The organism is Pseudorhodoferax sp. Leaf274, from assembly GCF_001422445.1.
In the GTDB taxonomy this organism is placed as follows: Bacteria; Pseudomonadota; Gammaproteobacteria; order Burkholderiales; family Burkholderiaceae_C; genus Pseudorhodoferax.
This window is the reverse complement of the sequence record NZ_LMNA01000030.1, coordinates 752564-765093: the sequence shown is the minus strand read 5'-3', so window position 1 is coordinate 765093 and position 12530 is coordinate 752564. Positions and strand designations below refer to the sequence as shown.

The 12530-nt window shown below is 68.3% G+C and carries 10 protein-coding genes; 4 read left to right on the top strand and 6 right to left on the bottom strand.

What is annotated here, in order from left to right; all coding sequences use genetic code 11:
* Positions 1-119: 119 nt before the first annotated feature.
* From leuB to ASF44_RS30245, 6 genes are all read right to left on the bottom strand, one after another.
* Positions 120-1190 carry a 3-isopropylmalate dehydrogenase gene (gene leuB / locus ASF44_RS30270; protein ID WP_056902944.1) on the bottom strand — a complete coding sequence of 357 codons (1071 nt, stop codon included), beginning with the start codon at positions 1188-1190 and terminating at the stop codon, positions 120-122.
* Positions 1191-1217: 27 nt separating this feature from the next.
* Positions 1218-1871: a 3-isopropylmalate dehydratase small subunit gene (gene leuD, locus ASF44_RS30265; RefSeq protein WP_056902943.1), complete on the bottom strand. Its 654-nt coding sequence runs from the start codon at positions 1869-1871 to the stop codon at positions 1218-1220.
* Between the two features lie 9 nt (positions 1872-1880).
* Positions 1881-3326, bottom strand: coding sequence for a 3-isopropylmalate dehydratase large subunit (gene leuC / locus ASF44_RS30260; RefSeq protein WP_056902942.1), 1446 nt, complete (start codon positions 3324-3326; stop codon positions 1881-1883).
* Between the two features lie 27 nt (positions 3327-3353).
* Positions 3354-4334 (bottom strand): LysR substrate-binding domain-containing protein, encoded by a 981-nt coding sequence (locus tag ASF44_RS30255; protein WP_056902941.1) that lies wholly within the window; start codon positions 4332-4334, stop codon positions 3354-3356.
* Between the two features lie 114 nt (positions 4335-4448).
* Complete coding sequence (locus tag ASF44_RS30250) at positions 4449-5720, bottom strand: Zn-dependent hydrolase (protein WP_056903085.1); 1272 nt, start codon at positions 5718-5720, stop codon at positions 4449-4451.
* A gap of 86 nt (positions 5721-5806) precedes the next feature.
* Complete coding sequence (locus ASF44_RS30245) at positions 5807-7174, bottom strand: dihydroorotase family protein (RefSeq protein ID WP_056902940.1); 1368 nt, start codon at positions 7172-7174, stop codon at positions 5807-5809.
* 145 nt (positions 7175-7319) lie between these two features.
* Between ASF44_RS30245 and ASF44_RS30240 the strand changes: the two genes are divergently transcribed.
* The 4 genes from ASF44_RS30240 (at position 7320) to ASF44_RS30225 (ending at position 12529) form a co-directional block, all read left to right on the top strand.
* Positions 7320-8228, top strand: a complete 909-nt coding sequence (locus ASF44_RS30240) for a LysR family transcriptional regulator (protein ID WP_056902939.1) — start codon at positions 7320-7322, stop codon at positions 8226-8228.
* 193 nt (positions 8229-8421) lie between these two features.
* Positions 8422-9522 (top strand): DUF917 domain-containing protein, encoded by a 1101-nt coding sequence (locus ASF44_RS30235; RefSeq protein ID WP_056902938.1) that lies wholly within the window; start codon positions 8422-8424, stop codon positions 9520-9522.
* Positions 9519-11204, top strand: a complete 1686-nt coding sequence (locus tag ASF44_RS30230) for a urocanate hydratase (RefSeq protein WP_056902937.1) — start codon at positions 9519-9521, stop codon at positions 11202-11204. Before ASF44_RS30235 ends, ASF44_RS30230 begins: the two co-directional genes overlap by 4 nt.
* Positions 11180-12529: an MFS transporter gene (locus ASF44_RS30225; protein ID WP_056902936.1), complete on the top strand. Its 1350-nt coding sequence runs from the start codon at positions 11180-11182 to the stop codon at positions 12527-12529. The genes ASF44_RS30230 and ASF44_RS30225 overlap by 25 nt, the downstream gene beginning before the upstream one ends.
* Position 12530 lies beyond the last annotated feature (1 nt).

Sequence of the window (12530 nt, the reverse complement as noted above, 5' to 3'; positions counted from 1 at the left end):
CAGGCTGGATCAGCCCTTAATGGTCGTCGTGGTTTTGGTGGAGATGTCGGCCGCCGCAGCCGTGCCGAACGGCATGGACAGGATTGCGGAGCAGGCGGCGGCGGACATGGCGCGCGATTCTAGCCCAGCGCCTTGAGCACCGCATCGCCCATCTCGCGCGTGCCGACCTTGGTCGTGCCCTGGCTGTGGATGTCGGGCGTGCGCAGGCCTTGGGCCAGCACCTTCTGCACGGCAGCCTCGATGCGGTCGGCGGCTGCCGGCTGGTTCAGCGAGAAGCGCAGCATCATCGCGGCCGACAGGATGGTGGCCAGCGGGTTGGCCACGCCCTTGCCGGCGATGTCGGGCGCGCTGCCGTGGCTGGGCTCGTACAGGCCCTGGTTGCTGCTGTTCAAGCTGGCCGAGGGCAGCATGCCGATGGAGCCGGTCAGCATCGCGGCGGCGTCGGACAGGATGTCGCCGAACATGTTGCCGGTCACGACCACGTCGAACTTCTTGGGCGCCTTGACCAGCTGCATCGCGGCGTTGTCCACGTACATGTGGTCGAGCGCGACGTCGGGATACTCCTTGCCGATCTCGGTGACCACGTCTTTCCAGAGCTGGAAGGTCTCCAGCACGTTGGCCTTGTCCACGCTGGTCACGCGCTTGCTGCGCTTGCGGGCGGCCTCGAAGGCCACGCGTGCGATGCGCTCGATCTCCGGGCGCGAATAGCGCATCGTGTCGAAGGCTTCCTCGGCGCCCGGGAAGTGGCCGTCGGGTGACACGCGGCGGCCGCGCGGCTGGCCGAAGTAGATGTCGCCGGTCAGCTCGCGGATGATCAGGATGTCCAGGCCTGCGACCAGCTCGGGCTTGAGGCTGGAGGCGCCGACGAGCTGCTCGTAGCAGATGGCCGGGCGGAAGTTGGCGAACAGCCCCAGGTTCTTGCGCAGGCCCAGGATGGCCTGCTCCGGCCGCAGCGGGCGGTCCAGCGTGTCGTACTTCCAGTCGCCGACGGCGCCGAACAGCACGGCGTCGGCTTCCTTGGCCAGCTTGAGCGTGGCCTCGGGCAGCGGGTGGCCGTGGGCGTCGTAGGCGGCGCCGCCGACCAGGGCGGTTTCCAGCTCGAACTTCAGATCGAGCGCGTTGAGCACGCGGACGGCCTGTTCGACGATTTCGGTGCCGATGCCGTCACCCGGCAGGACTGCGATTTTCATAAGCGATGAAGGTAGGTTGGAACGGAATCAGGCAGACAGCATGGTGTTGGCCAGCCAGGGCTTGGCCGCCAGGCGCTCGGCCTCGTAGGCGCGGATCTTGTCGGCGTGGCGCAGCGTCAGGCCGATGTCGTCGAAGCCGTTGAGCAGGCAGTACTTGCGGAAGGGCTGCACGTCGAACGCGATCTCCTCGCCCTGCGGACGCACGATGACCTGGCGCTCCAGGTCGACCGTCAGCTGGTAGCCCGGGAAGGCGAAGCACTCGTCGAACAGCTGGGCCACGGTGGCCTCGGGCAGCACGATGGGCAAGAGGCCGTTCTTGAAGCTGTTGTTGAAGAAGATGTCGGCAAAGCTCGGCGCCAGGATGGCGCGGAAGCCGTACTGGTCCAGCGCCCAGGGCGCGTGCTCGCGCGAGGAGCCGCAGCCGAAGTTCTTGCGCGCCAGCAGCACGGAGGCGCCTGCGTAGCGCGGCTGGTTCAGCACGAAATCCGGGTTGGGTTTGCGCTGCGACTCGGGCACGCCGGGCTCGCCCTTGTCCAGGTAGCGCCACTCGTCGAACAGGTTGGTGCCGAAGCCGGTCTTCTTGATCGACTTCAGGAACTGCTTGGGGATGATGGCGTCGGTGTCGACGTTCTCGCGGTCCATCGGCGCCACGAGGCCCTTGTGGATGGTGAATTTCTGCATGGTGCGTCCTCAGGCGAATTGGCGGATGTCGACGAAGTGGCCATGCACGGCGGCCGCAGCGGCCATGGCCGGGCTGACCAGGTGGGTGCGGCCGCCGGCGCCCTGGCGGCCTTCGAAGTTGCGGTTGCTGGTGGAGGCGCAACGCTCGCCGGGTTCCAGCCGGTCGGCGTTCATGGCCAGGCACATGGAACAGCCTGGCTCGCGCCACTCGAAGCCGGCGGCCTTGAAGATCTCGTGCAGGCCTTCGCGCTCGGCCTGTTCCTTCACGAGGCCCGAGCCTGGCACCACCATGGCCAGCTTCACGTTCTTGGCCACCTTCTGGCCCAGCTTCTTGACCACGGCCGCGGCCTCGCGCATGTCCTCGATGCGGCTGTTGGTGCAGCTGCCGATGAACACCTTGTCGACGAAGATGTCGTCGAGCGCCTTGCCCGGCTCCAGGTTCATGTAGGTCAGCGCGCGCTCGATGGCGCCGCGCTTGTTGGCGTCCTTTTCCTTGTCCGGGTCGGGCACGCGGCCGTCGATGCCGAGCACCATTTCGGGCGAGGTGCCCCATGTCACCTGCGGCACGATCTGCGCGGCATCGAGCTCGACCACGGTGTCGAACTTCGCGCCGGGGTCGGAGTGCAGCGTCTTCCAGTAGGCCACGGCCTGGTCCCAGGCCACGCCGGTGGGCGCGAGCGGGCGGCCCTTGACGTACTCGATCGTCTTGTCGTCCACCGCCACCAGGCCGGCGCGTGCGCCGCCTTCGATGGCCATGTTGCAGACCGTCATGCGGCCTTCCATGCTGAGGCCGCGGATGGCCGAGCCGGCGAACTCGATGGTGTAGCCCGTACCGCCGGCCGTGCCGATCCTGCCGATGATGGCCAGCACGATGTCCTTGGCGGTCACGCCCTTGGCCAGCGCCCCATCGACCTTGACCAGCATGTTCTTGGCCTTCTTGGCCAGCAGCGTCTGCGTGGCCATCACGTGCTCGACCTCGCTGGTGCCGATGCCGTGCGCCAGCGCACCGAAGGCGCCGTGCGTGCTGGTGTGGCTGTCGCCGCACACCACCGTCATGCCCGGCAGCGTGGCGCCGTTCTCCGGGCCGATCACGTGCACGATGCCCTGGCGCTTGTGCATGAAGGGGAAGAACGCGGCGGCGCCGAACTCCTTGATGTTGCTGTCCAGCGTGGTGATCTGTTCCTTGCTGATCGGGTCGGCGATGCCGTCGTAGCCCTGCTCCCAGCCGGTCGTGGGCGTGTTGTGGTCGGCGGTGGCGACGATGGAGCTCACGCGCCAGACCTTGCGGCCGGCCTGGCGGATGCCCTCGAAGGCCTGCGGGCTCGTGACCTCGTGCACCAGGTGCCGGTCGATGTAGAGCACCGTCGTGCCGTCCTCCTCGGTGTGGACGGTGTGCTCGTCGAAGATCTTGTCGTACAGGGTGCGCGCACCCGTGGGGCTGGTGGTGAGGCTCATGGGCTTCCTTCGTGGGGGACTGGTTTCTCAGATGGCCAGGGCCTGCCGCTCGGCAGGCGCAGGCTCGGTGGGGGACTCGAGCGATTCGGTGGGCGGCGCCAGGTGCTCGACGAGCAGCCGCGCCGTGACCGGCAGCGTGGAGAAGTCGCGCGCCACCATGCGGATCTGGCGTTCGGCCCAGGCGTCGCTGAGCGGCACGTGTTCGAGGTCGCCCACGCCGTGCATGAGCTCGAACGCGCGCTGCGGCATCACGCCGATGCCCAGGCCGTTGTGGATCATGCGGCACATGGCGTCCAGGCCCGTGACCTGGATGCGCAGCTTGATCGCATGGCCCAGCTGCGCGGCAGCGCTGCGGGTGGCCAGGTGGATGGAGCTGTTGCTGGGCAGGCCGACCTGGTCGAAGGCCAGCGAGTCTTCGTAGCGCACGGCACCCCGGCTGGCGAGGGGATGGCCGCGCGGCACGATCAGCACGAGCCGGTCGCGGCGGTAGGCGCGCGTCTTCAGCGTCTCGCCGGCCGACTCCGCCGCTGCGGCATTGCAGATCCCCAGGTCGGCAGCGCCTTCCTGGACGGCGCGCACGATCTCGCTGGACAGGTGCTCCTCCAGGTCGATCTTGATGCCGCCATGGGCGCGCACGAAGGCGCCCAGGTCCTCCGGCAGGAACTGCACGATGGCCGAGATGCTGGCATGCACGCGCACGTGGCCGCGCACGCCGTCGGCGTACTCGCTGAGCTCGCCCTGCATCCGGTCCAGGCTGAACAGCACCGACCGCGCGTGGTGCAGCAGGCTCTCGCCAGCGGGCGTCAGGTCGACGCCGCGCGCATGGCGGTACAGCAGCGTGGTCTGCAGCAGGGTTTCCAGATCCGACAGGCGCTTGCTGACGGCCGAGGCGGCGATGAATTCGCGCTCCGCCGCCTTGCCGATGCTGCCCAGTTCGTAGACGGCCACGAACAATTGCAACGACGTGAGGTCGATGCGACGGGCGAAGTTGCGTTCGGAGGGTTTCATCGTGGTGCAGTCATCGTCAGTGACGACGAGGGCAGCCATTTTCCTCCATGATTTTTCGCAAAGCCATCGCCATTGGCGATGACCCTGTTGCCGGAAACCAGCGATCGCCCAGGTTCAGCCGGCCGCCAGCTTGCGGTCGAGGTCGAGCACGGTCTGGTACAGCACGCGCGTGCCGTCCAGCAACTGTGCGGGCTCGATCCATTCTTGCGGGCAATGGCTGCGCCCGCCCAGGCAGGGAATGAAGATCATGCCGATCGGGCCGGTCGGCGCCATGTACACCGCGTCGTGGCCGGCTCCGCTGGGCAGGCGCATCGACCGGTAGCCCAGCGTGCCTGCCGCACGTTCGATGGTGTCCATGACCCAGGGCGCGCAGTCGGTCGGCTTGGAACGGCTCACCGGCGTGACGTGGGCTGCGACGCGCAGCTCGCGCAACGGCGCCTCGACCGCGGCCATGACCTCGCGGGCGAAGCTGTCCAGCACCTCGGCGCTCTCGCTGCGCACCTCCATCATCATCTCGACACGGCCTGGCACGGCGTTGGAGGCGTTGGGTGTGAGCGTCAGCCGGCCGATGGTGGCGACCACATAGTGCGGCCGGCCCGTGAGCGCCGAGGCGCGCTGGTGCACGGCTTCGATCACGCCGGCAGCGCCCACCAGCGCGTCGCGGCGGATGTCCATCGGCGTGGTGCCGGCGTGGTCGGGCTGGCCTTCGACGACGATGGACACGCGCTGGATGCCGACGATGTTGGTCACCACGCCGATGGGCAGCCCGCGTGTCTCCAGTACAGGTCCCTGTTCGATGTGCAACTCGACGAAGGCGGCCGTGCTGTCCGGGGCGCGCAAGGCCTGGCCCAGCGCGTCGGGGTTGCCGCCGATGCGGCGCAGGCCTTGCGCCAGGGTTTCGCCGTCCGGGTTGGTGGCCCGCAACATGTCGCTCGGCAACTGGCCCGACAGCGCCCGGCTGCCGATGCAGGAGATGCCGTAGTCGCTCGGCTCTTCCGACAGGAAGTCGATGACCTCGAAGGGGTGGGCCAGCGCAATGCCGTACTCGTGCAGCGTGTGCGCCACCTCGATGCCGGCCAGCACGCCGATGATGCCGTCGAAGCGCCCGCCCATCATCACCGTGTCGCAATGCGAGCCCGTGGCGATGGGCTTGGCCTGGGCGCCTTCGCGCCGTGCGGCCAGCCGGCCGACGAGATTGCCGCCGGCGTCCAGGTGCACGGCCATGCCGGCGTCAAGGAACTGCTGGCGCAGCCAGTCGCGCGACTGCAGGAACAAGGGCGAGAACGCGCGGCGTGTCCACGGGATGTCGGGCATCGTCATCTTCGACAGCGCCTCGACGCGCGCCCACAGGCGTTCGGCGTTCAGTGGGGGTTGGGGAGTGCGCATGGGCGTGGAAAAGGCAGATGGGTGGTTCACTCGGGCACCTTCGCCTGCGGCTGCGGAGCGAGCGCCTTCGGGCGGCCGGGCGGCGCTCATGCCGTGGCCGCGGCGGCCCGGGGCCGCAGGAACTGGCCGAAGCCCTTTTTGTTGCGTACGGCGTGGCCGTCGAAGGCGAGCACGCCGCGGCAATAGGTGGCGGCCACCTTCACGTTGAACTGTCGGCCTTCGAACGAACTCCAGTTGACGGCGGCCAGGCTGTTCGACGGATCGAACGCATGGCGCTCCGGGCGCACGATCACGATGTCCGCGTCCTTGCCCACGGCCAGCGATCCCTTGCGGTCGTCGAGCAGGAAATGTTGGGCCGGGTTGGCGCACAACTGCCGCACCACCATGGTCGGCGAAATGCCGCGCTCCTCGCAGCCGGTCCAGAACGCGGGCAGCAGCGTCTCCAGGCCCGGGCCGCCCGAGGCGTTCTTGAACACGTTGGGGTTGCCCTTGCGTTCCAGGCCCCAGCTCACGTGGTCCGATGAGACGAAGGTGCATTCGCCGTTGGCGATGTGGGTCCACAGCCGCTCCATCTCGGCGCGTGGCCGGATCGGTGGGTAGTGCTTGGTCTTCGCCCCGAATTTCCTGGTGTGTTCCTCATGGTTGAGCATGAGGTACTGGATGCAGGTCTCGATGCTGGCCTGGTGTCCGGCGCGGCGGTACATGTTGCACAGCTCGAAGCCGCGCGAGGTGGACACGTGCACCGCATGCGCGCGGGCGCCGGTTTCCGCGCCGATCTCGTAGATCAGCGCGGTGGCCAGGTTTTCGATCAAGGGCGGATGCGCGCGCAGGAAAGCGTCCCAGCCGGTGTCGCCGGCCTCGACGAGCCGGCCGATGTGCTTGCGCGTGAGTTCCTGCATCTGGTTGTGCACGCCGCAGACCAGGCCGGAAGGCGCGATCAGGCGGAAGGCCTCGTAGAGGTCGTCTTCGTCGACGCGCGGGAAGCGGCCAGGCGTGGCCTCGAAGGTGGAGAACTTGAAGGCGCAGACGCCGCCTTCGATCAGCCCGGCCGCGGCCTGCAGGCCATGCCGTTCGTTGAGGGTGCCGAACAACCCCACGTCCACGTGGCAATCGCGTTCGACCTCGGCGATCTTGGCATCGAGCTGGGCACGCGAGGCCACCGGTTCGGGGTCGTCGTAGGGCATGTCGACCATCACCGTGACGCCGCCGGCCGCCGCCGCGCGCGAGGCCCAGCCCAGTCCTTCCTGGTTGGCCTGGCTGCCGGCGTGCACCTGGCCATCGATGACGCCGGGCATCACCCACTGGCCGGTGGCGTCCACGCGTTCGCGGGCCATTGGCGGCGTGCCGGTGCCGCGCGCGGCGATGCGCCCATCGCGCACGCCGAGCCAGCCGTCGGGTGTCACCCGGTGTTCGTCCACGCAATCGCCCACGATGACCAGGTCGAAGTCGCTCATTCGGTTGTCCTTTTTTCGGTGGATGAGGCCGCGCTGCGAGCGTCCGGTGGACGTCGGTGCGTTGCCTGACCGCCAAATTCTGCGAGCTTGCAGGTCGTCCGTCTTATGCTTGTTTATTCGATTCACATAACAGCAAGTTAATGCCATGCGTTTCAACCTCCGCCAGATCGAGGTCTTTCGCTCGATCATGCTGACCGGCTCGATCAGCCGCGCGGCCAAGCTGCTCAACGTGTCCCAGCCGGCCGTCTCGCGCCTGCTGTCGTACACCGAGCAGCGGCTCGGCCTGCTGCTGTTCGAGCGCATCAAGGGCCGGCTGTACCCCACGCCCGAGGCCAAGCGCCTGCTGACCGAGGTGAACGCGGTCTACCAGGGCGTGCAGCGCGTCAATGAAGTGGCCGAGGACCTGATCGAGCACCGCATCGGCCACCTGCGGGTGGCCTGCAGCCCGAGCCTGGGGCAAGGCTTGATCCCGCGCGCCATCGCCAACTTCCTGCGCGGCTATCCCGAGGCCCGGGTCAGCCTGTTCACGTTGATCCCGCAGGTGCTGACCCAGGCGCTGCTGTCGCAGCAGGCTGATCTCGGCGTGGTGTTCCTCGCCGATTCGCATCCCAACCTGCAGTCGCGCCAGCTGTATGGCAACCGCCTGGTGGTGGCGCTGCCCGCCAACCACCCGCTCACGGCGCGCAACAGCGTGGCACTGGAGGAACTGGCGGGCGAAAACTTCATCGGCTATGGCGCCGACGTGCCGATCGGGCAGGTGGTGCGCCAACTGTTCGCCGAGGCGGGGCTCGAGGTGCGGCCCAAGGTCGAGGCGCAGCAAGTGCATGTCGCCTGTGCGCTGGTGCAGGCCGGTGTCGGTGTGGCGCTGATCGACGAGATCACCGCCACCGGGCCGGTCTGGACGCGTGTGGTCATGCGGCCACTGAATGTCACGGTGAAGGCGCCGGTGCTCATCGTCCATCCGGCGTTCGAGCCCTTGTCGCGCCTGGGACATGCCTTCGTGGAAACGCTGGAAGCCATGAAAGCCGACTGGTCAGGCCATTCCGTCGACTGAAAATCCATGCCTTGATGTTATGTGACCCTCACAAAATGTGATTTGGGGCGCAGCCCTCTTCAACTCCACAATTTCTCGCGAACGGTAAGCCGCGCACCGTTCCAAGCGCGGTCAATGTTCGTCCGGGTGCATGGCGGCGCAAGCCGCGACGGACGATGCGGGGCCGCTGGCTGGGCGGCGAGGAGCGAGACAGATGGGGAGAATTCTGACGATCGGGGACGTCGAGGCGGCGGTCAAGGGCGGCTCGGTGTTCGCCTGTGGCGGGGGTGGCTGGGTCGAGCACGGCCGACAGTTGGGAACCTTGGCCGTGACCATCGGCCGGCCGGAACTGGTGGCGATGGCCGAGGTGCCCGACGATGCCTGGATCGCCACCGCGGCGGCCATCGGCGCGCCGGGCGGCCTGACCGACTGGGAAATGCTGGGCGTGGACTATGTGCGCGCGGTGCAGCTCGTGCAGCAGGAGCTGGGCGCGCCGATCCACGGCCTGATCATCGGCCAGAACGGCATGTCCAGCACGCTCAACGGCTGGCTGCCCTCGGCCGTGCTGGGCACCAAGGTGGTCGATGCGGTCGGCGACCTGCGCGCCCATCCCACGGGCGACATGGGCTCGCTCGGCATGGCCTCCAGCCCCGACCAGGTCATCCAGGCCGCCGCAGGCGGCAACCGGGCCAGGAACGCCTACATCGAACTCGTGGTGCGCGGCGCCACGGCCAAGGTCTCGCCCATCCTGCGCAAGGCTTCGGACATGTCGGGCGGCTTCATCGCGAGTTGCCGCAACCCCCTGCGTGGCGCCTACGTCCGCCAGCATGCCGCGCTGGGCGGCATCAGCCGCGCGCTGGCGCTGGGTGAGGCCATCCTGGCGGCCGAGCCGCGTGGCGCGGCTGCGGTGATCGACGCCATCTGCAAGGCGACCGGCGGCCACATCCTGGGCAGCGGCAAGGTGGTGCGCAACACGCTGCGCTACACCGAGGAGGCTTTCGACATCGGTGTGGTCGAGATCGGCACCGGCGCGGGCCGGCGCGTGGTCCATGTGATGAACGAACACATGGCGGTGGACGACGGCGAAGGCCGCCGCCTGGCGACCTATCCCGACGTGATCACCACGCTGGACGCGCAAGGCCAGCCCGTGAGCGCCGGCCAGCTGCGCGAGGGCATGGAGGTGCACATCCTGCACGTGGACAAGGCCAGGATTCCGCTGTCTTCGTCGGTCAAGGACCCGGCCGTGTATCCGCCGGTCGAGAAGGCCATGGGCATCGCGATCGCGTCCTATGCGCTCGGCGGGGTGGCCGCATGAAGCGCGCATTCGACGTGACCGGGGGCACCACGCTGCGCTGCAAGGGCTGGCGACAGGAGGGCTTGCTGCGGCTGCTGGAGAACGTGCTGGCCGTGGGTGAGGATCCGGCCAGCCTGGTCGTCTACGCGGCGCTCGGCAAGGCCGCGCGCGACTGGCCTTCCCATGACGCCATCGTGCAGGCGCTGAAAACCATGGGCGAGGACGAGACCCTGCTGGTGCAGTCGGGCAAACCCATCGGCGTGCTGAAGACGCATGCACGTGCGCCGCTGGTGATCATGGCCAACTGCAACATCGTCGGCCAGTGGGCCAAGGCCGAGAACTTCTACGCTTGGGAACAGCAGAACCTGATCTGCTGGGGTGGACTCACCGCCGGCGATTGGCAGTACATCGGCTCGCAGGGCGTGATCCAGGGCACCTACGAAATCTTCTCGCGCATCGCCGAGCGGCATTTCGACGGCGACCTGCGCGGGCGTTTCATCCTCACCGCCGGGCTCGGCGGCATGGGGGGCGCGCAGCCGCTGGCGGGCCGCATGGCGCATGCCGCCATCCTGGCCGTGGACGTGAGCCAGGACAGCATCGCCAAACGCCTGAAGATCGGTTTCCTCGAGCGGCAGGCGCGCGACCTGGACGAAGCGCTGGCGCTGATCCAGGATGCGCAGCAGCGGCGCGTACCGTTGTCGGTCGGCTTGCTGGGCAATGCGGCCGACGTGTTTCCGGAGATCCTCGCGCGCGGCATCGTGCCCGACGTGGTGACCGACCAGACCGCGGCGCACGACCTGGTCTACGGCTATGTGCCCTCCGGCTACACGCTGGAGCAGGTCAAGGCCATGCGCCAGACCGACATCCCGGCACTGATGGATGCCAGCCGCACGTCCATCGTGCGCCATGTCCAGGCCATGCTGGGTTTCAAGGACCGCGGCGCGGTGGTGTTCGACAACGGCAACCTGATCCGCACGCATGCCAGGGATGGCGGCGTGGAGCGTGCCTTCGAGATCCCGATCTTCACCGAGGCCTTCCTGCGGCCGCTGTTCTGCCGCGCCATCGGGCCGTTCCGCTGGATCGCGCTGTCCAACGACGCGGCCGACATCGGCCGCATCGACGACTACCTGCTCCAGCGTTTCGCCGACAACCGCATCGTCACGAACTGGATCCGGCTCGCGCGTGAACACGTTCCGTTCGAGGGCCTGCCCGCGCGCATCGCCTGGCTCGGCCACGGAGAACGCACCGAACTGGCGCTGGCGGTGAACGCCATGGTGCGCGATGGCCGGCTCAAGGGGCCCGTCGCGTTCACGCGTGACCACCTCGATGCCGGCGGCATGGCCCATCCGAACATCATGACCGAGCGCATGCGCGACGGCTCCGATGCCATCGCCGACTGGCCCTTGCTCAACGCCATGCTCAGTTGCTCGTCGATGGCCGACCTGGTGGCCATCCATTCCGGCGGGGGCGGCTACAGCGGCTACATGACCAGCGCCGGCGTCACCGTCGTCGCCGACGGCACGCCCGAGGCCGACGAGCGGCTGCGCCTGTCCATCACCAACGACACCGCCAGCGGCGTGCTGCGCTACGCCGATGCCGGCTACGAAGAAGCGCTGGACGAAGTCCGCAAGAAATCCATCCACCGCGTCGACACGGCCGAGTTCGCCGCTGCCGCAGCATGCAACCCGCAGGAGTTCCCATGAACGACACCACGCTCAATGCCGTTGGCCGCGGGCCCGCGCCGCCCGTCCCATCGACGCGCGAAGCCGCCGGACGCCGGGCCATCATCGCGGCCTCGGCCGGCAATGCGCTCGAGTGGTACGACTTCACCGTCTACGCACTGTTCGCGGTCTACATCGGACAGAACTTCTTCAAGAACGACGACCCCACGGTGCAGCTCATGGCCTCGTTCCTGGCCTTCGGCCTGGGCTTCGTGGCGCGGCCGCTCGGTGCACTGCTGATCGGCTCCTATGGCGACCGTGCCGGCCGCAAGGCGGCGCTGACGCTGACCATCATGCTCATGGCTCTGGGCACGCTGCTCATCGCCATTGCGCCGCCGTACGCGGCCATCGGCATCGGCGCGCCGCTGTTGATCGTGCTCGGCCGGGTGCTGCAGGGCTTTTCCGCCGGCGGGGAGGTCGGTGGCGCCACCGCCTTCCTGGTCGAGCATGCGCCGCCGGGCAGGCGCGGCGAGTACGCGTCCTGGCTGCAGGCCAGCATGGGCATCTCCAACCTGCTGGCCGCGGCCGTGGCCACGCTGGTGACGACGTTGCTCACCGCGGAACAGGTCGGCAGCTGGGGCTGGCGCGTGCCGTTCATCATCGGCCTGGCGATCGCGCCGGTGGGCCTGTGGATGCGCCGCGCGCTCGATGAGACGCCCGAGTTCAAGGAGCAGCAGCGCCAATGGACGCAGCACGGCGAACGACCCAAGGCCCCGTTGCTCGACGTGGTGCGGCGCCATCCCGGCCTGCTGCTCAAGGGATTCGGCCTGTCGGTGCTGTGGGCGGTGGGGCCTTACGCACTGATCATCTACATGCCGATCTACGTGCAGAAGAGCATGGGCTTCAGCAGCTCGCAGGCCTTCACGGCCGCGCTGGTGGGCAACGTGTTCCTGGTGGCTGGATGTCTGGTGGCGGGCCGCCTGTCGGACCGGATCGGCCGGCGCACCATGCTGACGCTGGGCGCGTTGCTGTTGCTGTGCTCCGTGTACCCGCTGATGGCCTGGCTGCAGACCCACCACACGACGGCGGCGCTGATCGTGGCGCAGTCGACGTTCTGCCTGCTGGTGGCGCTGTTCGTGGGCGTGGCGCCGGCCGCGCTGTCGGAGATTTTCCCGACGGCCGTGCGCTCGTCGGGCATGTCGATCTCCTACAACACCGCGGTCACGGTGCTGGGCGGCTTTGCCCCGGCGATCCTGACCTGGATCAACTACACCACCCAGGTGGCGTTCGCGCCGGCCTTCTATGTCATGGCCGCCTGCGTCGTGGCGCTGGTCGCGCTGGCCTGCATGGGCCGCAAGCCGGGCTGAC